This is a genomic window from Bradyrhizobium sp. Rc2d, assembly GCF_900099855.1.
GTDB lineage: Bacteria > Pseudomonadota > Alphaproteobacteria > Rhizobiales > Xanthobacteraceae > Bradyrhizobium.
This window is the reverse complement of record NZ_FNCU01000040.1, coordinates 1-24,627: the sequence shown is the minus strand read 5'-3', so window position 1 is coordinate 24,627 and position 24,627 is coordinate 1. Positions and strand designations below refer to the sequence as shown.

Annotated in this window: 23 protein-coding genes and 5 pseudogenes; 13 read left to right on the top strand and 15 right to left on the bottom strand. The window is 58.1% G+C overall.

Features of this window, described 5'->3' with window-relative positions; all coding sequences use genetic code 11:
- Positions 1-914 precede the first annotated feature (914 nt).
- The 7 genes from BLV07_RS33885 (at position 915) to BLV07_RS46740 (ending at position 9,352) form a co-directional block, all read left to right on the top strand.
- On the top strand, positions 915-3,326 hold the full coding sequence (locus tag BLV07_RS33885; RefSeq protein ID WP_244551294.1) for a 2-aminoethylphosphonate--pyruvate transaminase: 2,412 nt from the start codon (positions 915-917) through the stop codon (positions 3,324-3,326).
- Positions 3,327-3,357: 31 nt separating this feature from the next.
- Positions 3,358-4,416: a dhydrorhizobitoxine desaturase gene (gene rtxC / locus BLV07_RS33880; protein ID WP_091894604.1), complete on the top strand. Its 1,059-nt coding sequence runs from the start codon at positions 3,358-3,360 to the stop codon at positions 4,414-4,416.
- A gap of 29 nt (positions 4,417-4,445) precedes the next feature.
- The gene (locus BLV07_RS33875; RefSeq protein ID WP_244551293.1) at positions 4,446-5,231 is read left to right on the top strand and encodes a gamma-glutamyl-gamma-aminobutyrate hydrolase family protein; all 786 of its coding nucleotides are present in this window, start codon (positions 4,446-4,448) and stop codon (positions 5,229-5,231) included.
- 150 nt (positions 5,232-5,381) lie between these two features.
- The gene (locus BLV07_RS33870; protein ID WP_244551292.1) at positions 5,382-6,251 is read left to right on the top strand and encodes an EamA family transporter; all 870 of its coding nucleotides are present in this window, start codon (positions 5,382-5,384) and stop codon (positions 6,249-6,251) included.
- On the top strand, positions 6,248-7,528 hold the full coding sequence (locus tag BLV07_RS33865; RefSeq protein WP_091894598.1) for an ATP-grasp domain-containing protein: 1,281 nt from the start codon (positions 6,248-6,250) through the stop codon (positions 7,526-7,528). Before BLV07_RS33870 ends, BLV07_RS33865 begins: the two co-directional genes overlap by 4 nt.
- Positions 7,528-8,865 carry a glutamine synthetase family protein gene (locus tag BLV07_RS33860; RefSeq protein WP_091894596.1) on the top strand — a complete coding sequence of 446 codons (1,338 nt, stop codon included), beginning with the start codon at positions 7,528-7,530 and terminating at the stop codon, positions 8,863-8,865. Before BLV07_RS33865 ends, BLV07_RS33860 begins: the two co-directional genes overlap by 1 nt.
- A gap of 220 nt (positions 8,866-9,085) precedes the next feature.
- Entirely contained in the window at positions 9,086-9,352 is a 267-nt protein-coding gene (locus BLV07_RS46740; protein ID WP_143035568.1) for a hypothetical protein, read from the top strand.
- A gap of 850 nt (positions 9,353-10,202) precedes the next feature.
- Here the strand turns inward: BLV07_RS46740 and BLV07_RS46730 are convergent.
- The gene (locus BLV07_RS46730; protein ID WP_143035567.1) at positions 10,203-10,424 is read right to left on the bottom strand and encodes a hypothetical protein; all 222 of its coding nucleotides are present in this window, start codon (positions 10,422-10,424) and stop codon (positions 10,203-10,205) included.
- Between the two features lie 1,651 nt (positions 10,425-12,075).
- On the opposite strand from BLV07_RS46730, the gene BLV07_RS33850 reads away from it, so the two are divergent.
- Both BLV07_RS33850 and hisN read left to right on the top strand, forming a co-directional pair.
- Positions 12,076-12,342, top strand: a complete 267-nt coding sequence (locus BLV07_RS33850; protein WP_091894593.1) for a hypothetical protein — start codon at positions 12,076-12,078, stop codon at positions 12,340-12,342.
- 336 nt (positions 12,343-12,678) lie between these two features.
- Positions 12,679-13,467, top strand: a complete 789-nt coding sequence (gene hisN / locus BLV07_RS33845; RefSeq protein WP_091894671.1) for a histidinol-phosphatase — start codon at positions 12,679-12,681, stop codon at positions 13,465-13,467.
- Positions 13,468-14,067: 600 nt separating this feature from the next.
- Here the strand turns inward: hisN and BLV07_RS33840 are convergent.
- The 8 genes and pseudogenes from BLV07_RS33840 to BLV07_RS33800 all read right to left on the bottom strand — a co-directional run.
- Positions 14,068-14,487 (bottom strand): annotated as a pseudogene (locus BLV07_RS33840) (sigma-54-dependent Fis family transcriptional regulator); the annotation flags it as partial.
- A gap of 500 nt (positions 14,488-14,987) precedes the next feature.
- The gene (locus BLV07_RS33835) at positions 14,988-15,257 is read right to left on the bottom strand and encodes a hypothetical protein (protein WP_091894591.1); all 270 of its coding nucleotides are present in this window, start codon (positions 15,255-15,257) and stop codon (positions 14,988-14,990) included.
- Between the two features lie 78 nt (positions 15,258-15,335).
- Positions 15,336-17,018, bottom strand: a complete 1,683-nt coding sequence (locus BLV07_RS33830) for a methyl-accepting chemotaxis protein (RefSeq protein ID WP_091894669.1) — start codon at positions 17,016-17,018, stop codon at positions 15,336-15,338.
- A 387-nt stretch (positions 17,019-17,405) separates the two neighbouring features.
- Positions 17,406-17,734, bottom strand: a pseudogene (locus tag BLV07_RS33825) (NYN domain-containing protein); the annotation flags it as partial.
- A 300-nt stretch (positions 17,735-18,034) separates the two neighbouring features.
- Positions 18,035-18,220 (bottom strand): hypothetical protein, encoded by a 186-nt coding sequence (locus BLV07_RS33820; RefSeq protein ID WP_091894589.1) that lies wholly within the window; start codon positions 18,218-18,220, stop codon positions 18,035-18,037.
- Positions 18,221-18,685: 465 nt separating this feature from the next.
- Complete coding sequence (locus BLV07_RS33810; protein WP_091894587.1) at positions 18,686-19,303, bottom strand: hypothetical protein; 618 nt, start codon at positions 19,301-19,303, stop codon at positions 18,686-18,688.
- Between the two features lie 151 nt (positions 19,304-19,454).
- Positions 19,455-19,706, bottom strand: a pseudogene (locus tag BLV07_RS50435) (cyclic GMP-AMP synthase DncV-like nucleotidyltransferase); the annotation flags it as partial.
- Positions 19,707-19,862: 156 nt separating this feature from the next.
- On the bottom strand, positions 19,863-20,171 hold the full coding sequence (locus BLV07_RS33800; RefSeq protein ID WP_143035566.1) for a hypothetical protein: 309 nt from the start codon (positions 20,169-20,171) through the stop codon (positions 19,863-19,865).
- Positions 20,172-20,789: 618 nt separating this feature from the next.
- On the opposite strand from BLV07_RS33800, the gene BLV07_RS49100 reads away from it, so the two are divergent.
- The 4 genes from BLV07_RS49100 to BLV07_RS33775 all read left to right on the top strand — a co-directional run bounded on the left by BLV07_RS49100 (position 20,790) and on the right by BLV07_RS33775 (position 22,412).
- Positions 20,790-21,077, top strand: a complete 288-nt coding sequence (locus BLV07_RS49100) for a DNA ligase-like domain-containing protein (RefSeq protein WP_244551291.1) — start codon at positions 20,790-20,792, stop codon at positions 21,075-21,077.
- Positions 21,078-21,198: 121 nt separating this feature from the next.
- Positions 21,199-21,417 (top strand): DUF6894 family protein, encoded by a 219-nt coding sequence (locus BLV07_RS33785; RefSeq protein WP_091894579.1) that lies wholly within the window; start codon positions 21,199-21,201, stop codon positions 21,415-21,417.
- Complete coding sequence (locus BLV07_RS49835; RefSeq protein WP_283806556.1) at positions 21,414-21,536, top strand: hypothetical protein; 123 nt, start codon at positions 21,414-21,416, stop codon at positions 21,534-21,536. Before BLV07_RS33785 ends, BLV07_RS49835 begins: the two co-directional genes overlap by 4 nt.
- Positions 21,537-22,004: 468 nt before the next feature.
- Entirely contained in the window at positions 22,005-22,412 is a 408-nt protein-coding gene (locus BLV07_RS33775; protein WP_091894574.1) for a response regulator, read from the top strand.
- On the opposite strand, the gene BLV07_RS33770 is transcribed toward BLV07_RS33775, so the two are convergent.
- From BLV07_RS33770 to BLV07_RS46725, 6 genes and pseudogenes are all read right to left on the bottom strand, one after another.
- Positions 22,381-22,875, bottom strand: coding sequence for a hypothetical protein (locus tag BLV07_RS33770; RefSeq protein ID WP_091894572.1), 495 nt, complete (start codon positions 22,873-22,875; stop codon positions 22,381-22,383). The genes BLV07_RS33775 and BLV07_RS33770 overlap by 32 nt on opposite strands.
- Before the next feature lie 3 nt (positions 22,876-22,878).
- A complete protein-coding gene (locus BLV07_RS33765; protein ID WP_091894570.1) occupies positions 22,879-23,124 on the bottom strand; it encodes a hypothetical protein in 246 nt (81 codons plus the stop codon).
- Positions 23,125-23,291: 167 nt separating this feature from the next.
- Positions 23,292-23,447, bottom strand: coding sequence for a phage terminase large subunit family protein (locus BLV07_RS49830; RefSeq protein ID WP_283806555.1), 156 nt, complete (start codon positions 23,445-23,447; stop codon positions 23,292-23,294).
- A 116-nt stretch (positions 23,448-23,563) separates the two neighbouring features.
- Positions 23,564-23,911: pseudogene (locus BLV07_RS49825) on the bottom strand (phage terminase large subunit family protein); the annotation flags it as partial.
- A gap of 37 nt (positions 23,912-23,948) precedes the next feature.
- Positions 23,949-24,113: a hypothetical protein gene (locus BLV07_RS49820; protein WP_176945933.1), complete on the bottom strand. Its 165-nt coding sequence runs from the start codon at positions 24,111-24,113 to the stop codon at positions 23,949-23,951.
- Positions 24,114-24,513: 400 nt separating this feature from the next.
- Positions 24,514-24,627, bottom strand: a pseudogene (locus tag BLV07_RS46725) (IS110 family RNA-guided transposase); the annotation flags it as partial.

The following is a 24,627-nucleotide window of genomic DNA, read 5'->3' as shown; positions in this document are numbered from 1 at the left end:
GGAAAAGCTCGGTCATCCGTCTGGGGGGTGGCGAGGAATCGTACGTGAACGGGAAGATTGGGCCATCACTTACCTGCAGGTAGCGCGCTCGCAGGCGGAATGCCGACGGTCCTGATGTCGAACTCTCAAATTATTCTAGCTCGCTGTGAATCTCCGCACTCTGCTGCCTACGTCGGCTTCTCGCCGCCAGATGGGAGTACGGTCAGGAAAAATTCACGCAAGAAAATCTCGGAGAGGGTTGAAACGCCCCTAACGTCAAGTTGTACGATCTCGAAATGGACAACGACAGTCATCAGCGTCCCAAACTCTCCAACGCGCGACGGAGTGCGAATGCATCAAGTCTCAAGCCCACGCATCAGACTCCCGTCGCGAACCACGATCATCAAGTGTGCCATGCCTTGATCTGCATCCGGGCGCGATGATCCGACTGCATCGTTTTCCTAACGTCAAGTTTGCCTGAATGGCGCAGGTTCACACGTAATTCGGTCGGCCGAGCTGCCGCTTCGCGACGCAAGAAGGCGACCGCGCTCAAGCCTGCGCATGCGTGATGGCTGGATGAGAGCGCGCGTCGGCGCCAATTGCGTTCGAGGGCGCGGTGGCAAAGCCAATTTCTGGGAGGTCTGAATGGCATCGGTGAGGAGCTTTGTGAAAGATCGTTCTGCATCTGGGATGAGATATGGAGGTTGTCATCCGACAGGGTTTTCGGACAGCGACCCGAAACGCGCCCGCGATCCATGGCGTTTGACCCAAAGCTGTTGACCGAGGAAGTCGACGCTCGCCACAGGGGCTCACTGGTGGGGTGGGCGTATTCCAGATCCGTTGACGAGTACAACTTGAGGAGGAATGGTTTGACAAGACAGCGCTCTTTGCTGACGCCTGGTCCATTGTCGTTATCGCTGGCGGTCAGGAGCCAGATGCAGCTTGATCTCGCATCGCGCGATTGCGAGTTCAAGGAAGTGACCGCCTGCATGAGGCGGCTGATGCTCAACTTGCTGGGAAATGCTGACGACTATTCGGTGGTGCCTATTCAGGGAGGCGGCTCCTTTGCAATGGAAGCCGCTCTCTCTTCATTTGTGTCCCGAGCCCACAGGCCGCTCGTCTGCATAAACGGCATCTATGGCGAGCGCATTTTAAAAATTTTGCGGCTATGGGGCGTCGAAGCACTGAAGCTTGTCAAGCGAGCGACCGATCCTTTTGATCCTCAAGAAATTGGCGAGTATCTGAGCCGAAATCCTGGCGTTACGCACCTATGTCTCGTGCATTGTGAGACAACAACTGGAATCGTCAATCCGCTGGACGCAATCGTGGAGGAGGCGAGGCGACGTGGCGTAAAGACCATCATCGATGGGATGAGTTCTTTCGGCGCCCTTAACATCGACCTGAGCCAGCGTGGACCTGACGTCCTGGTCACCTCGAGCAACAAGTGCATAGAAGGGCCGCCGGGAGTGGCATTTGTCATCGCGTCTCGCGAGCTGCTGGAGAATGCGGTTCAAGAACCGAGGTCGTTTGTGCTCGACGTGAGAGATCAATGGCTCTCGCTCGAACGCACGGGTGAGTGGCGATCGACCCCTCCGACCCATATCGTTCAGGCAACGACAAAGGCTTTGAAGATTCTGCACGAGGAGGGCATCGATGCCAGGCGCTGCAGGTACGAGAAGGTCAGGGACGATCTCCTCAAGGAACTCGAAGGAGTGGTGTCTCCGCTGCTGTCCCCGGACTTGCAGTCGCCGGTCTGCGTCGCGTTCAGTGCGCCGTCCGGAATCGTGGACCAGGCAGGATTCGATGGGCTGTATCGCCACTTGGCGGCCCACAACCTTTACGTCTACTCGAAGCTGCATCTTCCGACGCGGAGTTTTCGCGTCGGTTGCATTGGGGAAATCCAATCCAGCTGGATCGAGCAGTTGGGGTGCGCTTTTCGTACATATTTCCGGTCCGGTCAGGCTCGGTCAGCAAGGCCGATGTCGAGCCATGAGGCATGCGGGGCTCGCGTAAAGATGCCGGCTCGAGCGGCCGGGGACCCGCAGCTACCGTTTTCCGCGGAGACTGCTGTTCTGCATGCGGGCTATCGACGCGACCCGGTGACGAAAGCCGTCGCAGTGCCGATTTACCAGAATACGGCTTATGAACTCGATGGCGATCTAAACCACATTGCTGACGTCTACAACGTCAAGGCCGATGGGTTCACCTACACGAGGATCATCAATCCGACGACCCGCGCGCTGGAAAAGCGCTACGCCGCCGTCGATATGGGCAGCGACTCGCTCGCCGTTGCGTCAGGTCAAGCGGCGACGTTCCTTGCTATCGTCAACCTTTCAAGTGGCGAAGTGGGGGACAATGTCGTCGCCTCTCCCTATCTATATGGCAATACCTGGAACCTGCTCCACAACACATTAAAGCGTCTTGGGATCAGCGTGAGGACGGCAGATCCTCGAAGGCCCGAGACGTTCGAACGTGCCATTGATGATCGCACGATATGCCTGTTCGGAGAGGTGATTTCGAATCCCTGTCTGATTCCGCTCCCCGTCAAGCAGCTGGCGGAGATCGGCCGAAAGTACGGTGTGCCTTTGGTCGTGGACAATACGACGACGCCACTGGTATGCCGGCCGTCAGATCTCGGCGCTGCGATTACGACGTACTCCGCAACGAAATATATATGCGGCCATGGCACGACGCTTGGCGGACTGATCGTTGACAACGGCGAGTTTAGCTACCGGAAAGCCTCTCGCTTTCCCTTGTTCAACCGTCCCGACGATGCGCATGGCGGAATTGTCTGGCATAACGCGGTGCGCGATGTCGACGATCTTGGAAAGAGTGAGTTTCTGCTCAAGGCTCGCATGACCTGGTTGCGCGATACAGGCGCGGCCATCGCCCCGTTTGCGAGCTTTCAACTGATCCAAGGGCTTGAAACGCTGCCCCTTCGCATGAAGCAGCACTGCGCGAATGCCAGGATCGTGGCCGACGTTCTCAAGGAGCACCCTAAAGTGCGCCGTGTCTTCTACCCGGGGCTCTTTGAACGCGCCGATCGGGAAACCGTCGAACAGACACTCAATACCGCATACGGACACGGGGCGATGGTCATGTTCGAAGTGGAGGACGAGCAGGCTGGGCGCAAGTTCATCCAGAACGTCGACTTGATGTATCACGTTTCGAATGTAGGCGATGCCCGAACGCTCGTGACTCATCCTGTCTCGACGACCCACACCACCGTCCCGCGGGAAAAGCGTGAAGCCGCCGGCATATATGGCGGCTCGATCCGACTTTGCGTCGGCATCGAAGATGTCAACGACATCGTACGCGATCTGGACAAGGCGCTTTCCGCAATCTGACAACCAGCAAGGCGATCAGGAAGAGGTTCTCATGAATCAGGCAGACGCTTGGAAACTGAGGTCATCACGCTATGAGGCCGTTCAATTCAGCCGGGAGGTCAATAAGCAGCTCTCCGAGCTGAGGCCCGACAACATCACGGGAGCGGCCTATATTGCCAAAGATTACGCTGTCATCGCAGCGTGCACGCTCGCGACCGTGTCCATCTCATGGTGGCTCTACCCGCTCGCCGTTCTTCTGATTGGTGCCTATCAGCGCGGATTGACAACCATCGCTCATGATGCGGCTCATCGGACGCTCGCGAAGAACACGACCTGGAACTACGTCCTCGGCATTCTGTTCGCTTCCTATCCCTTGTTCCAGCGCCACTGGGCCTACCGGATTTCGCACGTCTATTTGCATCATCCCTATCTCGGGGACCCGGACAAGGATCCCGACCTGAAGTTCTTCCTGGCCAGCGGCGTTTACGACGTGCAGCCTCCGGAGCGGTACGCTTTCAACATGATCTGGAAGCCGATCTTCGGCGGCGCGACAGTGGCGTATCTGAAGTATCTTTGGACCAACCGGTTTTCGATCACAGAAGCCGAGGATCAGAGCCGCTCAGGCATACTTATCGACAAGTATGGCTTCTATCTCTTCTGGATCAGCATCCTGGCCGGGTCATATGCTATTGGGCTGCTCCATATCGTCGTCCTATTTTGGATCGTGCCCTATCTCACCACGTTTCAGGTCCTCGGCTGGTTTATCGAGCTCGCCGAGCACTCACCTATGTGCGAAACCGAGACGCAGAACGTCTATCTCACCAGGAATCGGAAAGGAAGTTTCCTTGAGCGGGCCATCCTCGGACAGAATCTGGATGAGTACCACCTCGAGCATCACCTTTCGCCGGGTATCCCGTTTTGGCTGTTGCGCAAAGCTCAGAAAATCCGAATGCAGGATCCGAACTACGCGAAGGTTGCCGAGACCTGGGGCGGGCTCTTTGTCAAGGGACCCCAAGGTCAACCTAGCGTCATAACTCAGTTGAAAGAGCGAAATCGACGGTTGTATGAGCAGTCCGTTGCCGAGGTTCGCACGCGAGGGCAGGTGGCGTGACGTTGCTACGGCCAGAGCGCGCCCGAGCCGTGGTCGGCGTCACTTCGAACCGTCTATTGGTGGATGGTGTGCATCGCGACTGGTTGCGGCGCAAATACGTGCAGGCACTCCATCGTCATGCGGGAGTGGCGTGCGTCATATTGCCGACGGTCGACGCGGAAGATGCGAGGGAGGAGGTCGCCCCGGCGATCATAGGCCGGCTCGATGGCCTGGTGTTGACTGGTGATGAATCGAACATCGACCCCGCCATCCTGAGAGCGCCTTCGTCCTTGACGGAGGCTGATCGGCAGGACGTTGAGGTTGGGATCCTTGACCGTCCGCGGGACAGGCTCTCTGCCGTAACCATAGAGAGCGCCATCGCGCTCGGAATGCCTATTCTGGGCATCTGCCGTGGGCTTCAGGAACTCAACGTCTATTTCGGCGGCACACTCCGCCCATCGCTTGCGGAGTGGAGGCCGGAAAGTGGCGCGATGCATGCCGAAAAGCCAGATCGTCCAAGAGACCGTCAGTACGACGCCGCGCACAGCGTCAGGATATGTTCCGATGGCGCGCTCTTCCCAATCGCGCGGACGATCGAAGCGCAAGTCAACTCGCTGCACAATCAAGGCATCGAGGCGCTTGCCCCGGCGCTGAGGCGGGAGGCGTGGGCGCCTGACGGCCTGGTCGAGGCGGCTTCGGTCATTGGCGCGCCGACACTGCAAATCGGCGTGCAATGGCACCCCGAATGGCACGTCTCAACCGATCTCCTCAGCAAGCAACTGTTCAAGTCACTTGGTGAGGCGTGTGTTGGGTACTGCAGAGCTAAGAAGCACTAGAGGCGGATTGTGACATTTCAAACCAAACGTGGTCCGTGCAGGTCGAAAGGAGAGTCCCTCGGAGCCGATGCACGCGCCTGGTCCTCCGCGGGCCGTGCGTCGCCGCGCGGGCAGCGATTGACGAATCGCTTCGCTCTAGGAGTTTTCTTTGTGGCGCTTTATGTCGTCGTGAGCGCGGCAGGTGAGGTTTATGCGGCATCGTATTTTCAGCAAGCAGATGTGTTCGTCGCGCTCCTGCTGTCCTTCGCTGTGGTTTGTCTGACGTTCAATCTCCTGGCTCGCCACGAGGGAGGCGAGGCAAGGGTGGCGAAATGGTCGCTCCTGGTCTTCGTCGCGCTCAATGTCGTGACAGCGATCAGCTGGATCGGCCTATTTATCGGACTGAAATACGCTGAACCTGCGATCGTCGTCGCCTTCATGGTGGCGTTGGGGCCCACCGCAACTGTGTGGTTAAACGCACTGATCAGGCGCCGGGGTACCCCTCCAGCATCCGATATCGTCGTGAGCGTTACGATCGCAACGATCGGAAGTTACATGATTTGGATCTCGGCCAGCGGCAACGCGGGCGTGGAGTGGGGGGCTCGATCGTCCTTTGGCATCGTCTTGGCGATCGTGGCCGGCCTATCGCTGGCCCTCACAAATATACTGGTCAAACTGCTGTTCGACCGTGGGTTTTCTGGCCGACAAGTGCTGGCGCATCGCTTTTATGGAACGATTCTCTTGCTGCTGGGCCTGGTCGACCATTCATCTATCGTGCCCGAGATCTCGCAGCATTGGTTTGCGATCGCAGCAATTGGGCTGTCGACGATCCTTGTTCCTTTGCTCTTGATCCAGCAGGGCATACGCCGCGTAGAGCCCTTCACCGTCAACATGGTCCTGTCCACCGCCCCCATCATCACCTTCCTGTTCCAGTACTTCGATTCTCGCATCGTGCCTTCGTCACATACGTTCGTTGGAAATGTTCTCATTACGGCTGTCGCTGTCGGCAACATCTACTTGCAGTATCGGAGATCCACATGAAAGAACGGAACTGTGTAATCGTAGACGCATACTCTACCGGCCGGTACCTACCGGAAGAATTCAGGCGTTATGGAATTGGAACGGTGCATGTGATGTCGGCTGCACAGATTCCACCCATATTCCAATCGCATTTCAATGCGGATCTGTATGATGAAGTCATTCGCCCCAGCGAGCGCATGGGGTATGACGACATCGTTGAATATCATCTTCAGGCTCTCCATGGCAGGGAGTTGGAGTTCGTTATCGCGGGCTGCGAGACCGGAGTTGAGCTCGCCGATTCTTTGTCGGAGCGGCTGGGCTTACCTTCAAATGGGACCGCGCTATCGGCTGCTCGGCGTGACAAAGCGCGATTGTCTTGCGCGCTGAGCTCTGCAGGCGTGCGATCGATCAGACAAGTCGTGTCCGACAGTGCTGTAGAGATCGCGAGCTGGAAGCGTGAAGCGAAGTTCGATCAGATCGTGATCAAGCCTCTGAACAGTACGGGTACCGAGGATGTATTCTTTTGCTCGACAGATGCTGATATTCAGCGGGCTCTAAGCGCAATTGTCGGGAAGACGAACCGTGTCGGAGCGTTGAATCATTTTGCCCTTGGGCAGGAAAAAATAAACGGCCAGCAATACACCGTAAATGCCGTCTCGATCGACGGGGAAGCCTTCGTTACGGAGGCCTGGACCTATGACACCGTTCCTATTGAGGGGGCATCATCGGTCTGCTCACTTGAGAGGTTGTTGGGCGGCAGCGAACCAATCGTTCAGGAGCTGTCCGGCTACTTGGTGCGTGCGCTGCAGGCGCTTCAGATCGTCGACGGACCGGCTCATGCTGAGATCATTGTCGATCATCGGGGGCCGGTTCTGGTGGACTTCGGAGCGAGACTTCAAGGGACCATGTCGGCAAAAGCACGAACCATGGCGTTGGGGCACAACCATATGACGCTGACGGCCTGGCGCTACGCAGATCCCAAGGGCTTTGGTGAATACATGAGGCTGCGCGGGCCCTACAAGCGGCAGGCTCACGCACTATGCGTCTCGCTGATCTCCGATATAGGCGGTGTCGTTGCCGGTTACCCGGGACTCGAAACAATCCGCAAGCTCCCGAGCTTCGCGGATGCCATTGCATTCGTTCCGATTGGTCAAGAGCTGGTTCCGACGATCGACTTGGTGTCGACACCAGGCATCGTTTATCTCGTGAATAGCGACTCGACACAGCTTGAGGATGACTATCGCAAGTTGCGAGCAATGCGGATGGATCAGGTGTTCGATTTAATGGATCGCGACTAATGCCAACTGGTGCCAGGTTGACCGGGGCGAATCCAGCCCGCGCGGCGATGATCGGCGTAAGCGACTTCGATGGCGTCCTGCGAGGCAAACACGTCTTAGGTGAAGATCTCTCGGATGGAGATAAAGTTATCAAGTTCTCTGAAGCGGTGCTGGCGTGGGATTGTTCGGATCAGATCATTCCGGCCAGTTTCACGCAAAAGCCGCTATCAGCATTCGGAGATGCTGATCTGCGTATCCTGTCAGGCACCGGCCGTTCGGTGTCTTATGTCGGCGATCAATATCTCTACCTCGCCGAGTTCACGGGCGCACATGAGAACATCTGCCCGCGCGGTATTCTGCGTAAGGTCCTGAGAAGGGCTGCTGACCACGGCTACGGCTGCACTGCCGGGTTCGAGTTTGAGTTTATGCTGTTCAAGGAGAACGCCGACACAATTGAAGACAAGCCGTTCGGCGAATGGGCTCCTTTAACACGGGGCCCGTTCGGCTACTCGATTGCGCGTTCTGTCGCTCAACATGAGCTGTTCGATGAGATCTTGGCGCTTTGTGAGAAGGCGAGAATACCTCTAAGCGGACTGCACTTTGAAACGGGGCCTGGCGTGGTTGAAGCGTCACTTCGTCATTGTGATGCGCTGGAAGCTGCCGATCGAGCAACCATATTCAAGTCGATGATAAAAGCGTGGGCGCAAACGCGAGGCATGATGGCTACATTCATGGCCAAGGTTTCCGAGAAATGGCCCGGCCAGTCCGGCCATATTCACATCTCGATGTCCTCGGATGGTCAGAATGCCTTTTACGACAGCGATGCGTTCGGTAACGTTTCGAAGCTTATGAGGCAATTCATCGCCGGACAACTAGAGTACATGAATGATTTCTGTGTGCTCGCTGCGCCGAACTTCAATAGCTACAAGAGATTGGTACCTGGCTGCTGGGCGCCAATCTGTCCAAGCTGGGGAGTTGACAACCGCTCCTGCGCGGTTCGGGCGATTCCGGGAGATCCGTCTGCCCATCGCCTGGAGTATAGGCTGGCTGGCGCTGACGCGAACCCATATCTCGCCCTCGCATGTGCCATTGGTTCCGGCATACTGGGCGTCGAGACAGATGTGGCACTGCCGGCGTCGATCGTCGGTGATGCAAGCGTGGAGATGTGTCGTCCGTCTGTGAGACTGCCTCAAAGCCTATCAGAGGCAACATATCGGTTTGCACAGTCTCCAGCGGCCAATGATGTCTTCGGAGAAAGGTTTGTTGAAGCCTTTTCTTGCTCCCGCCGTTGGGAATGGGAAGCCGTTCAACATCGGGTCACCGACTTTGAACGTCGGAGATACTTTGAGATCATTTAGCTTGAGCTCTTCGACAGTTTTCATCTCAGTCCTGTCGTCATCATGTGAATGGCGCCGGAGGGCTGGTGCGACTGTCTGTGCCGCCGATGTTAGACTTCAATACAGGGCAAATGTGGGTCACTCGTTAAGCGTTTCGATTCATATCGGGGATCCATTCGCATAGCTGCACGCGCGGAACTTTGGATGCAGGAGGTGTGACACGCTGATAGTGCCGTTACCGATGGCACGCGATCCCGGTCGACGTGCAGATCAACGGCTTGAAACCGTTCAAGCGAATGCCAAACTCACGATTGATCACGCCATCGCCACGCTGGAGCAGAACCATCGTCAGATACGAGCGACCATACAAAAACATTGCGACGCTTCAGCCAGGGCTAAACTGGAAACCGGCCTCAATCTGATTGAGCAAGACCTCAAGCTCGTTAAATTGAAATCTTTGGAAAGCGACAGCAAGCGCTTGCAAACATCAAAATCGCCGGTTTGCTGATGGTCGATTTCGGATTGCTCCTTCTGATGACGGCTGCAATTGGCGCTTACTCGATCCATGCTTCCCCGAGCGCGAGCGGATCGTTGGGTGGTCCGCCAAAAGAATCACGAGGTCGAAGACGAGCGCATCGAAAAACGTGTGTTTGAAGCTCTCGGATGCATGTGTAGATGACGCCGCGCGAATAGAACTAAAAGCCGCCAGCGCTGCCTATCATGGCCTGAAGGAGTACGGTGACTTGGGTCCCTGATAGACGCGTACTTCAGACAGCGAAACGAGAACAGGGAAGCGGCTCGACGCGCGCTCCTCAATGTGATAGACGCGGTTATCGAACAAATCACTGACACCGAAGACTCAGGATCGGAAGTGCTGTCGCTTGTGCGCGATTTGATTGACGCGCAAGAGTGAGCAAGCCGTTTTGCTGGAGCTTCGCCTCTCGCGCCCAAGGCCCCTCTTTGTGCCGGTGTCCAACGGGCGATTCGCTCGTCTCCGGCTGGAAAAATCCGCCTGCATCTCTTGGTGTCCTCTCCGCCGTTACCTCTCGATGGATGCCAGGAATTTAGCCGCATTCTCCGCGGCCACAGCCAAGGCGCGAGAGAGTTTGAGCGCCTGATCCGCGTTACCCGGAAATGAACGCCGACAACCTCGCAATGGCGACGGTGATCTCATCATCGATCTGCCCAACTATGATCGCAGCCGACTCGTCGATTTCGATCTCCTCGACACGCGGACGTCGTCAGGTTCCTTCGTCATCGCTACATTCTCCATCAAGTCCCTGGCGACCAGCATATCGGAGATCTTGGTCCCTCCAGCGCATCGCCGACGGCAGCATTATGGACATCAGCTACCGCCATCAATTCCGGAGTCCTCGCTTGGCAAGAAAGGCGGGATCGACTTCGCGACCGGCAGGCGCCAGGATTTCGACGAGATTGCCGTCATTGTCGCGGCAACGTCGGATCGTGTAGGCGAACCTGCCGAGACTCGGAGTAGGAACGTTTACCGTCGCAACGCGCGGACGCGTCATCCTGGCTCCATGTGCGGGGCCGCCAATAAATTCAACGAGGGTTTTGGCCATGGGATGATCATCCCCGGTCTCTGCGTGGCGGAGATTACGGCCCGCGACAATCGAGAGCCATCTGCCAATCTTAGCTCTTGAGGAAGTCGCTCTCCTCGAGCCGTGCTCGCCGGTCAAGCTTACCGCCGGTCCGGACGCCCGGCGCATGTTCCAGAAGGCCAGCGCGTCTGCGAGCGTCGGCGAATGAACGATAGGATTAAGGCAGTCGACCTCGATGCAGGCGATCCTTGCCGTCAGGCCTAGCTCGACCTCGGGCATCCCGCCGCAGAACGGGCAGGCCTTGGCGCGTTCATCGCCGCGCAGCGCGGCCCGTTCGTGCGTTATTTCTCTCTCTGGCTTATCGGTCATAGGCGGGCTCTGGTACGTGGGCGGGGCCGGAAGCGGAGTTTCTGTCCCGGCTTTACGGCGATGTGCTCCGGGGTCGGCGCCTCCTCCGGCACGGTGGTGATCGCGCTCGGCGCCTTCGCTTATCGCTTGTCTGGCCTCTCAGGAGGTCCGGAGTTTGGACGCCACACGCGCAATTTCCTCATCCGCTGAACGACAGCGAGTTCGCTTCTCTCGAGTAGGATAGAAATGCGCTTCGGTATTTCGTTGTTTGACGTAAGTTCGAGCAGGCGCTTGTCCTCTTCCTTGCTCCATCGTCTAGACCGGTTCCTAAGCACGATATGATTGACTTTCATTCCTTCGCCTTGGCCGTTGGGTGGAACGCGATTGCCAGACTAGCAGTCTCCGGCGCGCTAGTCCGCGTTGTGATGGCGGACCATCTCGCGATGAGCACATTTGATCAAGGCTCGCTCGAACCAAGGGCCAGTACCGAATGATGCGGTAAGCGTTTGCATGCGGGCGAAACATAGCTATTCACAAAATCCAAAGTCGCATTGCCAGCGGCGACTCCGGAGGAAAATGCCTAACATGACAGTATTGCGAATACACTGACCGTATCGGTCTTGGGCAAATACCAAGCGCATCTTAGCATTGCAATCACGGCGATAATCAGCGCAAAGCGATTGTCATCCGCTGTCTTTCTGCACGGTGGGTGGAAGGAGCACTGGTTGGCGCCCACAAGGCAAGCCTCATGTTCGGCGCCAATTCGATGCAGCGCCGATACAGTTTGCTCCAAGAATGTAATTGGGTTGGCGTATTCACGGCCGAATGAAGTGGAATGGGCCGACTACCCAATCAACCTCCGACGCTGACATCGTCAAAGCGAATCGAAGATGACGAAGTTTCCTTTGTTTTTGACGGTCAGCCCTTGAGCCTTGAACCCGCAGTTGCTGACGTGGCCTGATGGCGGCAAGGTTCATCAAGGCGCCACGATTGGTGAAGACCTTGACAAAGACGAAGGCTGCCTGCGCGGCTGGAAAACTCTGACAAGTTTGAGGCTTGTAGCATCGCTGTTCTAAGTTGACTGGGGTGCATCGCGCCCCGCAAGTTCCCGAATTCGAGGAATTGATCGCGGCCGTCAGCTTTTGGTCAGGGGACGGGGTTAGTCAGGCGCTGCCCGAAAGATGCCCGGGCAGTTTCCTTCACCGGTCATGCTCGATCAGGTGGAGGGGCAATGTCGTAGCGTTTGACGAACACATATGGCACCTCGCGCGCGACGTTGATCGGCAAGTCGTTAATAGACAAATCACATATCTAGGGTGTCCAAATGCCGCATGACTATCGCAGCCTTAGTGTTATCGTTCGGTCCCCGTCGGGCGCGAAGGGCGATACCGGCGAGATAGCGGAAGGACAATATAAGGTCGAGGATGGATACGTACTGCTTAACAAGTTCAAGGATAGTGGCGTTGCGTATCAGGCCGCCCTTGGCAAGGACGATGATCCCGCCGCTGTCGCGAAACGACTCTTGAAATCCTGGTGGCAGACGCAGGACGTTTGGGGCGGGAGCCTGGAGCCGCCTAAGCGGATTGCTTGAGGCAATATTGGCGCGTTCCGGACCGGGACGCCGTGGCTGGACCGCAACCGCAGGCGCGAAATGAAGAGATCTCGTGCCAAACGGTGTTCTTTTGCTTCTTCCCAGCGGACGATCTCTTCGTAACCGTTGATGAGCGGGACTGGAAGTATTGGGGAGGCCGCGCGACGCGAATCCCGCATTGACGCGACCGTCTCCGGTCTCACGACCGCCATCGAGGACGTGATCGGCGCGGCCCGAGAAAACAAAGGGAATGATACAATGGCTACCATCGGCACCTTCACCGAAAGCGCTCGGCAATCCCGAAACGGCCCTCGAGCAGCGCGCCGAACGCTCGAAATGGCCCAGCATGCCGTCACGGCAGACGATGCCGACGTCTATCTGTCATTCGCCGCTGAACTCGCAGATTCGGTCAGGCCCATCGTGCTGTCTTATTTCCGCACTCCGCTGGACGTCGCCGCCAAATCCGACGCCAGTCCGGTGACGATTGCCGATCGAGCCGTCGAGCTGCGTCTCAGGGAAAGGATCGAGGCGCGCTTTCCGGAGCATGGCATCATCGGCGAGGAGATCGGAAACAAGCCAGGTGGCGCTTTCACCTGGATCGTCGATCCGATCGACGGCACCAAGAGCTTCATCAGCGGCTTTCCCTTGTTCGGCACGCTGATCGCGTTGACCTATCAGCAGCAAGCATTCTGCGGCCTGATCGACGTCCCCTTTTCGGGCGAGCGGTGGATGGCGAAGCCCGGCGTAGCGCGGTTCGGCGATGGATTGGCACGGACCAGCGCATGCGAGAGCGTCGCCGACGCACGCTTCTACACCACATCGCCTGACATGTTCCGCAAAGGCGAGATGGAGCCATTCGAGCGGCTGTCGCGAGCTGCGCGGATGCGCCGTTTCGGCGGCGATTGCTACATCTATGGCCTGCTTGCGTCGGGACACTGCGACATCGTTCTCGAAACGGGGCTTCAGCCATATGACTACATGGCGCTGGTGCCGATCGTGCAGGGCGCCGGCGGCTGCATCACCGATTGGGAGGGATGCCCGCTCTCGATTCACTCGGAAGGGTGCATCTTGGCAACCGCAACGCCGCGGCTTCATGCCGAAGCGCTCGCCTTGATCCGGGGATAACCACCGATCATGCCCTACAGGACAACCATCGGAGGGACGGTCTTCGTAAACCTGATCCAGCTCATCAAGTTCTACAAGGAAAACCCCAAACTGCTGAAGCGTTGATCCTGCGGCCTACGCCGCATGGTTACAGACTATCATGCCCAGAGGACGAAGCCGAAGACGTGATGCGCGACGCTGTAGCCGAGCGCGGGGCCTCGCAGGACGCGAGGCGTAGCATCGATGCGGCTCAGCGCGATCAGATGAGGGCGTAGCCGCCACCGACCAACGACGAGGTTGGCGTAGTTCAGCGCTGACCAGGACGCTCTTCGCCAATTGGCGATTGGCTCGGTTCCGGGATTCCCTTATTGCCGACGATATCGAGCGAGCCATAGCCGCTTGCGACGGAGAAAGCCGTGTCCACAGGCATCGTCGCTGTTTGGACGTACGCATCCGGTCAAGCTCCGCCCGCGGACAGCACGATGTGAAACACATTGCGACCGGCGCTATCCCCCGGGTACCAACGGTGCGGTAAACCGACCATGGTCATGGCGTCACCGGTGCCTTCCATCGTATGAAGGCCCCGAAGCATTAGGATAGAATAGTTTCACTCGTATCGCTGGAGGCGGCGATCTGCTGGGCGAGCATGATCCCCCGCGCCATCTCGTCGTCCCGGTAGACAAAGTCGCGGGCCTCGTCGGCCACCGTTACGAAAATCGCTGCGATCAGTTCCGGTTCCGGCGGCAGCGGGATATATTCCTTGGCGCCGGCACGGATCGCCGCGGCCGCGGCGCGGGCGTCGTTGGTGATGCCGCAGGCGACGATCGGCACGTAAATGTGCTCGGCTTCCAGCCGCATTACGAGGTCGCGGATGTCGAGCCCGACGTCGACCAAGAGCAGGTCGGCACCCTCGCCGCCGCGCAAAACCCGCATCGCCAGTTCATAATCCTCGGTCTGGGTAACGGTCGCGCCATTGTCGATGGCGATCTTGGTGGCTGTCGTGAGCTGGCCCTTCAAGGTGCCGACAATAAGAAGCCGCATGCTATTATCCTATACGTCTGTTCGCGTCGTCCACGACGCGAGTCTATGAAACGTCACAACATGCTTTGCATTGTCATGATGACGCCGAGCTTATCTTTCAGCACCACCTCGACGCCACTAGGCGGTGATTCCTCAGTCAATCTACGTATGGTTGCTGAGTACCGGCCGCGGGTCAAGCTCAAATCTGCACCGTGCGGTGCGCCCGGAGCACTACTTCTATTAGAATATCAATCGGCGTCCCAAAATTGCAGGCCGAATGACACCGTCATGGAGGCTCCATGGAGCCAAGGGCGAGGCCGCTCCGCCTGCCCCCCAAGGGCGGGGAGCCACGCTGCCGCGAACCGCGCGCTACTATGCAACGTTTTCCGCCCGGCTTGTTAGTTTAGGGCGCGTCGATGCCGGCTTCGCTCTGGTACCCGCCGCCTTTGTGCAACCGCTCAAATGACGCGATGAGCCACTTGGTGACCTCACTGGCTTCCGAACTGTGTCTCATCATGAGGCTACAATTGCTCGACCTGTTCGCGCAAATGGGAGAGGTGCCGTATAAGCGCCGCCAGCTTCTGCTCGAAATCATCCTTGATCGGTCCGGCCGGCAGTCGGTCGCGAATTTTGTTGGCGCCAATCAGAGCTGTCTGGAGATGGCCCACGGCGGTCCACAGCCTCGCTTTCGTGAGTCTGTCCAGTGCCTCCGCAAGAACGCGCTCACCTTCTTGGACCTCGAACGGCAATAGCGGCCGACCAGCTGGCTTGAAATGAACGACCGTCCCCATGGCTATCTCCAGATCTATTTTTGGATTGCTGGCGTGATTGTTGAATATGCGGCACTGGAAATGGCTCGAAATGCGCGCTTAAGCGGCCTGGATGGCAGAGAGAAATCTCTGGACTTCGTGTTCCAAGCGACTGCGTTCTCTCGTGAGAGACTGCGCGGACGATAGCACCTGCGAGGATGCTGATCCTGCCTCGACTGCGCCCTGTTTTACTTCAGTTATGTTCGAAGCGACTTGTACCGTTCCCCGGGCGGCATGCTGCAAGCTGCGCGAAATTTCTCCGGTCGTATTGGCCTGCTGTTCCACGGCAGCGGCAATTGCAGCCGTAATCGCCGAGATGCGATCTATTGTTGTGCTGATATGTTTGATCGCGTCGGCGGATTCCTGCGTTGCGATTTGTATTTCGCTGATCTGCTCGCTTATCTCGCTGGTCGCCCGCGCGGTCTGGCCGGCGAGGGCTTTAACTTCGGAAGCAACGACCGCAAAGCCCCTGCCGGATTCTCCAGCCCGCGCCGCTTCTATCGTCGCGTTCAGAGCCAACAGGTTGGTTTGCCCTGCGATGGTCGTGATAAGGCTGACAACATCGCCTATGCGCGTTGCTGCCGCGGACAATTTGTTGATCCGATGATTGGTTTCTGCAGCCTGACGAACCGCTTCGCTCGCGACTTTAGTCGATGCCTCAACCTGTCGGCCGATCTCGCTAACGGACGATGTCATCTCCTCAGTAGCGGACGCAACAGTCTGAACGTTGAGAGATGCTTCTTCGGAGGCCGCGGCCACTGTTGCCGAAATATGCAGGGCTGTATCAGCAGTCTTAGATAGAGTCTCTGCGGCCGCTTCCAGTTCGCCGGAGGAGGTGGATAGCGCGGCGACGAGTTCGCCGATCATTGATCGGAAGCCGCCAGTAATCTGGTCAATCCGCCGACCGCGTAAGATCTTAGCCTCGGCCTCTGCTGCGGCAAGCTTGTCCGCGGCTTGCTTTGCGATGAGGGACTCTTTGAAGACCTGCAGGGCAGCGGCCATTTGGCCGATCTCGGTATGCTTGGCCCGGCTATGGACCGCCACGGTAACATCGCCGTTGGCCAATGCCCGCATCGGCGCAATGATGGATCTAATCCCCATTGAGATGTCGCGCAACAGCAATAGGCCGACGATAGAACTGAGTACCAAGGTGAGGACAAGAGTCCCAACAATGAGAGCAAACGCGAAGGCATAGGTCTGCTCAGCACTTTGACCGGCGGCCGCTGCACGCTTGTTGTTGATGTCCATTGCCTTCAGCAGGGCCTGTCCGCTGTCCTGACGCAGCGGTTGCATTTGATGAACGATCAGATCGCTGGCTGTGGCAATATCATTCCTGCGGGACGCAGAGAGCACGTCTGGAACTTGCGCGACATACGCGCTCCAGAGTTGTTGGAAGTCCGTGTAAAGCTTGCGCTCTTCCGGAGAGGAGAGCAGCAGCTCGTAGGCGGCGCCCTCCTTTTCGATGTCGCGCGTCAGGTCGGCAAGAAGCTTCTCGGCTGAAGCTTTCTTCGCGGAGTCGGATTCCAGAATGTGATCCCGCACGACGCTGCCATATCGGATGGTGTAGGCTCTGAGGTTACCGAGCAGGCGGACCGCGGGCAGCCAACGGGATTGGAACTCAGCGACGCCCCCCTGGATGAGCCGCATGTTGCTGATGGCGAGCAGGCCAGTGCCGCCGAACACGAGAAGGAGCAAAGAAATAACGACGACGAGTTTGCTCCTGATCGAATAGCGCGAAAGCATGGCAAGGGACTCCTGCGAAATGAGCGACAGCACAAATGGAAAATATTGGAAGACGATGTTTCCTAAACGTCGTCATGCTGCAGGCCATCCAGTAAATTTTTTACCAAGATTTAGTTGAAATTTTTGTTACAGCAATCATTGATTGCACATCTTTTGCGCAAGGCGGGCTAGGATTTAGGCTGTTTGGAAATCCCTGGAGCCTGCGTAGCAGCGGACATCGCGCATCGATCGAATCGGGCGGATTCATGGGCGTTTCCACCGTGAGCGATGACCGCGGCCAGGCCAGGACGTTGCGTTTGGCCGGCCCCCTGTGATTCAAACTCGCCGCGCACTGGGGGCTCGAATCATGCGCTACGAACTCGCCGACCATGAATGGATCGCCATAAAGCCCCTGAACAGGACCATCTGGTCGATATGCTCGGCAAGCTCCATGGCGTCGACCGCCAGCTCGATATCCATGTTGCCCTTGACCTTGCGGCGGCCGCTGGCGTCGATGAATTCCTTGGTCAACTTGGTGACAACCGTGTAGCCGTTATACCTGAACCAATCGATGAGCGGCCTGATTGGCGAACATTCCTGTTCCTCGCAGCACCGTGCCGCGGCTCTGAAGCTCCCCGAGCAAGCGCCTGTAGGTCAATGTCGAAGCCAAGCGCCTTGCAGGTTGCGTGAAGGTTGGCGCCGTCGATAAAGAGCGCGATTTTGTCGAATGGTGACATTGGCGTTTGACCGCTCCCACCACTCATTCGCCTAGGCCGCGTGTGATCCATCAAAAAAACGGTTGAAATGAGCGCGCCGCGCCAGATCAGAAGCAATCGCTGCCATCAGCTACAATCAGCTACAACAAGACGCGCGCTTGATCAGTTCATCCCGTCATCAATGTGTCTCCTGGCCTATCCTACGCTTCCAACTAAAAATTAAGAGCCCTGCCTCATGGAGCATAAGGGCAGGGCCGCTCCCCGTGCTCCCCAAGGCGGGAAGCCACGCTGCTGGGAAACAGCGCACCAATTCGACGTCGCTCAGAGACTCAGCGGGCGTTCCGATTGTCGCCCCTCGTCGCTCTTTACGACGTTGCGCAAGACAATTTCGGAAAGCTCCACAACCAGCTGTTTGAGACGCGCAATCTCTTGCTTGCAGCGCCTCAATTCGCGCTGGTCATCTGTCATCTCCGATATTCCAGGGTGGCTGCTATTGCTGTCTTTCATGTTAGGACCATCGGACCAGCGTCACCTTCCGAACAGCAAGGGATGACTTCACCATACGACGCTAGGGTCGGACTCCAGCGACAAATACCTTAGTCCCGCGGACCGTGCTACGACAGATACAGTACGTAACGAACGAACAATTTCGTTTCTTGCCTGAGTCCGTCACCTCGGCGGTGCGTTTCGTACAAAAGGCATCATAAACATCACGACCGCGCCGTCGGTAACGTATAGAACGAAATCCGCATCTCCCGTGATATCGAATCCGTTGACGACCTCGGCTAACGATTTGATGGCCTTCTTGAATCTAGCGATGATATCTGAACACTCCCGCTCCATAGTTCCTAGCACAAGCACTTGAACAGGCCGTCCTGCCGCCTTCGTCGAAAGCCCGCGCGAAGGTAGCGAACGTGGTTACGTAGCTCTCCACGAAGCCGATCATCGGGAAGTCCGCACGGATCGAATGCGCTAAGGCCTTGGCCGTTCCGTGACCGACCGCGCTGCCCCCGAGGTCCGCAAGGCCCGCCGGTTGAGCGGTCGACCTTCGCGATCCAACGGCCGGCGAGGGTACACGGCGGCGTAATGTTCGCGGCTCAAGGGAGCCTTGCCGGCGAGGACGACGAACGCCTCCTTGGGAGCGTTGGCCATCAGGCGCGCCAGCAGGTCGGTGCCGCCCTGCGATCGCGCCTCGACGAGAGCCCTCAGTTCGTCGGCGGTTTCAGGATAGCGATCGGGAGCTGGCAGAGGATCGATAGAGATGACCGGCGTTTCCTTGAGCCACTTCGACGCGACTCCGGTCAAGTTCGTGCAGAACCTGCCAGCGTAGCCCTTGTCCGGGAATACGAAGACCCGCCCTTCCATCAGAGCCGCGCGGCCGAGCATCGACTCGTTGGCACCCTCCGTGCCCGGCATGACTTCGACGCGAAGATCGGATCTGTTGGCCCAGTTCAGCCAGTAGAGACCGAAATCCTCGCGGAAGTCGTCGTCGTGCTGCTGAGTCTCGTTCTCGGTGAGGAGCTTGAACGCTTCGGCGAGCGCCGCCTGTACGGTCCGGACGCGATCGCCCGGCACCGGCGGCGCTGGCATCCGGCGACTTCGTGGCGTTCGCGTCCTTGAACCATTTCGTGTTGGCGAGCGGATCGGATGTCCTCCACTTGTCGCCGGCTGCGATTTCGAACCACTTCTTCTCCGCGTTCGTGATGGGATCCGTGGTGCGGTTCTCGCGGTAGACCGGCACGTCGACGTGGTAGCCTTCCTGCTTGTAGTAGACCCGCACACAGTTGTTACGGGGTTCGGACTGGTCGGCGAAACGCTTGTCCTGCAGCGCGTCGCTGACCATCTTTCTGGCGTCTTCGGGGGACTGGTCCTCGCCTTGGTCGTTCTTCAGGCTGTCGCGTTTGAAGTAGACCCCGTCATCGACGTCATAGTCGCCGCGGTCGTGCAGGATCATGGTCTTCATGGCGTAGGAGCCCTGCGTGCGCGACCCGATCGCCTTGGGGCTGCCGTTGCGCTCGAGGCCAGACTTGAGCCCGGTTGATCTTGGCCTTACCGAAGATATCGGCGCGGTCGTCCTTCGACATGCGCACAGCGGCGCGCTCGAAGCCGGACACCCGTTCGCTGCAGTCCTTCATTTCGCCACCTCCATCTATACGCCGGTCTTCGGCATCGCGGGCAGGCCCATCATCAGGGCCTTCACCATCCGTCCTTCGGGATTGTTGGGATCGTCGCAGGCGCTCTTGGCGAGATCGGCGTCGTTGCTTGCCTGCTGGATCAGGCGGCGGCTGGCCTCGGGGCGCGCGTCGTCGAGCGCCAGGATCTTCATCGTGTCCGCCGGCACGTCTTTGCTCGGGAAGCGCAACCTGGTGACCGGCCGTCCCAATGCCGTCAGCGTGTTGCCGATGAAGCGCGCCATGTTGTCGAAGGCGAACTCCTGCGCGGTGATGCTGAGCCCCACGGCTTCCGCTCCCATCTTCCAGCCGAGGATCGATTGAGCAGGCAAGCAGCGCAAGAAGCAACGGTGATGCTGTAAAGCCCCGCTTCCTGGCGTCCGTTAGATCATGCCCAAAATGATGAAAAGTCCGATCTCAACCAGCAAGACCGTCCCTGTCATCGCGGATATGAGAAATAGATCACCCGCCGATAGGAAGTGCATGGTTCGCCTCGCAATTTCCCCCGAACCATTCCTAGCCTAATCAAAATTTAAATAGTTTGCACGATTTAATTGTTTAATTGGTATTATGTGTTATTTATTTCTTGATTTAATAGCGAGTGGAACTTGCAATTTTGTTGGAGTTTTCTGGGGTATGAGCCGCTCCCCGTCGATTGTGCCTCCTATGGCAGCACACCCGGATGTCTACCTTGTGGTCGAGGAATTTGCCGGCCGGCGAGCCTGGTGCGAAACAGCCGAAGAGGACACCGGTCGCGCGACGCTGATGCGGCACCTGATGGACGGCCTATATGAGCATCCCACTCGCATCGTGGCCTTCAACACGGTAGAGGGATGGTCGCGCGATGTAACCGTAGAGATCGCAGATGAGCTAGGCCGCAGAGTTGTCGAGTACGAAGTGCCGGCATGCGTCCTGAAGTTCGTGGAGAGAGCGGCGAGGCGCTGAGGCTGGGACTCGCAATTTCGCGCCGAATTATTTATCTGCTTAGTATGTTTAAGGCATACGAGCTGTGCCTGGCGACCGCAGGAGTCCCGAACGGGCCGGACTGGATCCACGAAGTAAAGCATGATGGCTACCGGATGCTGGTGATCCGGGAGGACAAGAGTGTGCGCCTGCTCTCGCGCAACGGCCTCTTATTTGCGCGACCTGCCCAACATTTGCGCGGTACACGAGGCCTCATGATGGCGTTCTGATAACTGCGGGTCCTTGGTGCGACACCTAGGTTTTCCCTAGCCTCGAACCATCCATCCGCGAGCCCCCGCCTTCCTAACGCTGGCGGGGGCTTCGCTTTGGCACGAACCCAGGCAAGTTTCGATGCCTCTCTTTTCCTTCAAGCTCATCGATTCCCAGTTGGTCTCGGATTTCGGCGTGCATGACCTGCCGGGCGAGGCGGAGGCGCGGACAGAAGCTATCAAGCTCGCTCGATCGCTGCGCGAAACGAGACCGCAACTGATCGGCAAAAAGTATGCAATCTTCGTTATCGACGAGGATGGTGCCGCCGTTTGCAGCGTCCCGCTGGATGTCGTGTCGTGACCGGAATCCTGACTGAAACGGCCACCCCGCATCGCGATCGGCCATACCGCGGCGGCCCGCAAAAGTTCTGGATCAAGGTCAAGAACCGCAGCCACCCCGCGATAGACCGCGAGCTTTGACGCGCTGTCCTGCTGGGGGCGGAAAACTCGATACAGGAGGAACAAACAGGGCGCGCACGAGTCGTTAATCGGTCAGCCGACGTCCTCTTAGTGTGCAGGACCCATGCGTTACGTGGCATATGCAGTCGATCTGTGGGGCGTCACCCATGCGACCTATGAGCTGGAGTGCGACTGCGACGATGATGCTAAGCGTCGAGCTGTGAAATTCCTCGAAGCGCACCCGGTGATAGAATTCTGGAGCGGCCCTCGGCGAGTCGCACGGTTGACAGCCGATACCGCAGGCTGGGCCACGGCTACGGCACAAGCCAGCCAGCGCCGAAGAACGGGTTAGGAGTTTGCTTTCAAGCAACTCAGCGAAAATCAGCAGCAGCGGTCGTCAGCCAAAAGTACAATTCAATTGTTGGGAACTGGAACCCCGCACCGTGCGTAATTCCGCATTGCACCGAGAAGATCGCGCTGGGGAAGCGAATGAACGAGCTGCCTGTAGTCCTCATTGCCGAAGACGAAGAGGAGTTGCAGCATATCCTTCAAGAAGCCTTGAGAGATGCAGGCTTTGATTTCACTTCGGCTGCTTCCGGTGAGCAGGCAGTAACCTTGCTGAAAAGTGGCGTGGTCCACTACAGAGCACTGGTGACCGATATTAAACTCGACGGTCCCACCGGCGGGTGGGAGGTCGCGCGACAGGCCAGACTGATCGATCCTGCATTCCCTGTCGTATACATGACCGGTGGTCATGCTGGCGAATGGCCCGTGCAAGGCGTGCCCAATAGCGTCCTGCTGCAAAAGCCGTTCGCGACCGCGCAGCTTATCACCGCCATTTCGCAACTCTTGAACGTCGGCAGCTCTATGCTGGGCCCGCCCCAACCATCGCCTTAAGCCGATCGGCGAACGATCCAGCGCCGGGGCCGGCGCGCATCACCATCGGCCCCATGCCCATCAACGCGCCGAGCAGCAAATAGGCCCACTCGACCGTCGTCCCGCTCGACGGATATTGCCAGCGCGGCTCATAGGCCGCCCGGATGATCAGCACGATCAGCCGAATTCCGAACTGGTGATAGACCAGCACGAATAGCTGCGAGAGCACGGCGGTCGCCCACACGCGCTGCATCAGCGGCGATTGCGCCAGCGCGCCCATGAACGCCTGATAGGTTTTCGCAAGCGCGTCGGCGTGCGCGACTTCGATCTCCTTGACCACGCCGAGCATCGCCTCGTAAAGACGGGTCCTCAATTCCTCGATCGAGATTTGCTTGTTCTCGTATGCCTTGAAAGCATCGAGAAACCTGTCGAGCACGCCGTTGATGATCGACATTCCGAATTGCGAGAAGATCGCGGTCAGCATTGATCAGCCTTTCGGCGGCGGGACGCTCGTATCCACGAGCTTCAAAACGTCAACGTGCCCGACATCGGGGACATAGGCTTGCGTCTGGACCACTTCGGTGCCGCGCCGTCGAATGAATTCCGAGATGAAGCCATTGACGATCAGCCAATAGAGCAGCCAATCCGGATGATCCTTGAACATCGGCAGCGGCGACAAATCCGTGCCATCGCGGCCGACAAGATCGTCATGCCCGAGAAGCCTCGACGACATCGCCCGCGCCGAGCTTGTACAGTTCCTCGCGGACGCCACCGATCCGGAGCCGGAAATCCTCGGTGTCGCGATCATGGCCGTGCCTCAAGTCGGATTGCGGTTTTGATACCAAAGCAGCCACGTCAGGATGCCGGCGGCGATGAATGCACCGCCGATCAGCAGCGAGCTCAATGCGGGCATTCGAGATAGACCGCGCGCGCCGCCGCCATCGGCGTGCTGTTCGGCGGCCAGCGCATCAGATTGAAGCGCGGGACGAAATATTCCTCGCAATGAGGACACGGCCAGCACCAGTGGTGCCGGTGCGTTGCTGCCAGAGTTGCCAAATCGGGCTTGCGATATCTTCCGACATGGCAACGTCCCAAAAGACCAGCTTGCTTTTTTGGTCCTCGACCGCTGCGACCTGTCCTCTTTTCGGCGTTGACGTGACCACGCAAACAAAGTCGGCATAGGTATCGCCGCGCCGCTCGACCAGGCCGAGCGGGCCACCTTGCTGGTTCACGTTCGTGACCATTTCATCGTATTCGTCGATCAGCGCGAGTACGGCCGGATCGGACTTGAGGGCGGTCGATGATCCCGAATGCGCGAGGCGGAACGGCACGCCGCCGATCATCTTGCGCGTTTTCGTCATCCGCTTGCCGCGCGCCAGCTTCGCGGTCAACGTCGGCGATTGATCGAGCAACGCCAGGACGCGCGGCTCGAACTGCTCGGTCAGGAATTGCTTGTTCGGTCCGACGTACAGGATCGGGCCCGGCCGCTGGTCGAGCCGCTGGCCGGCACAATCGAGCATCAATTCCGACTTGCGGGTCTGCGCGCCGAAAAGGGGATCAACGCATGACGCAATTTTCGGACATCGATATGCGATCCGGAAAGCGGATCACTTCACCGCCTCGCTGTTTCTCGGGCGCGGCCAATATCGGATCGAAAAGCGACCCACCGTTCTCGCGGCCGTGCAAGCCGCCCGCGAGATCGAGCAAGACCCGGCGGCGCATAACCGCCGCGCGCTCGTTTACGCCATAGCGCCAGACGGTCCGGCGACTCTGTTGACCGCCGGGCTAATCTCAAGACTGCTTTCCCTCAAATCGTAAGGATGTCCGGACTACTGCTGGCAGCTGACGTGATAGCGACTTAAGCGCTGTTCGGCTTCGGACCCTGGCTGTTCTCTAATTCCGGGCGCGAGGTCAATCTCTCCTTGAACATCCTTGCCGGGTCCATGGTTCTCTCCGCGGTAGGGGCGTGCCCTCCGCATGATGGCGTAAGATGACGTTAGCGGATCAATGTGTGAAGCGCGCTTTGCCCTTTCGAGCACCGCAAAGCCAGGGGCGATCTCACCAACGCCAGCGTCCCGGCAGGGACGTTCGCTCCCGCTGTTCGGCGGGAACTCGTTATCCTTTATGCAGGCTGATCAGCAGCATCCTTTGATGACCATTTAAATTCGGTACCATCGATCCACATCCGATGCAGAATGACAGCAAGTTTTCGGGCAACCGCAACCTTGGCTTTGCG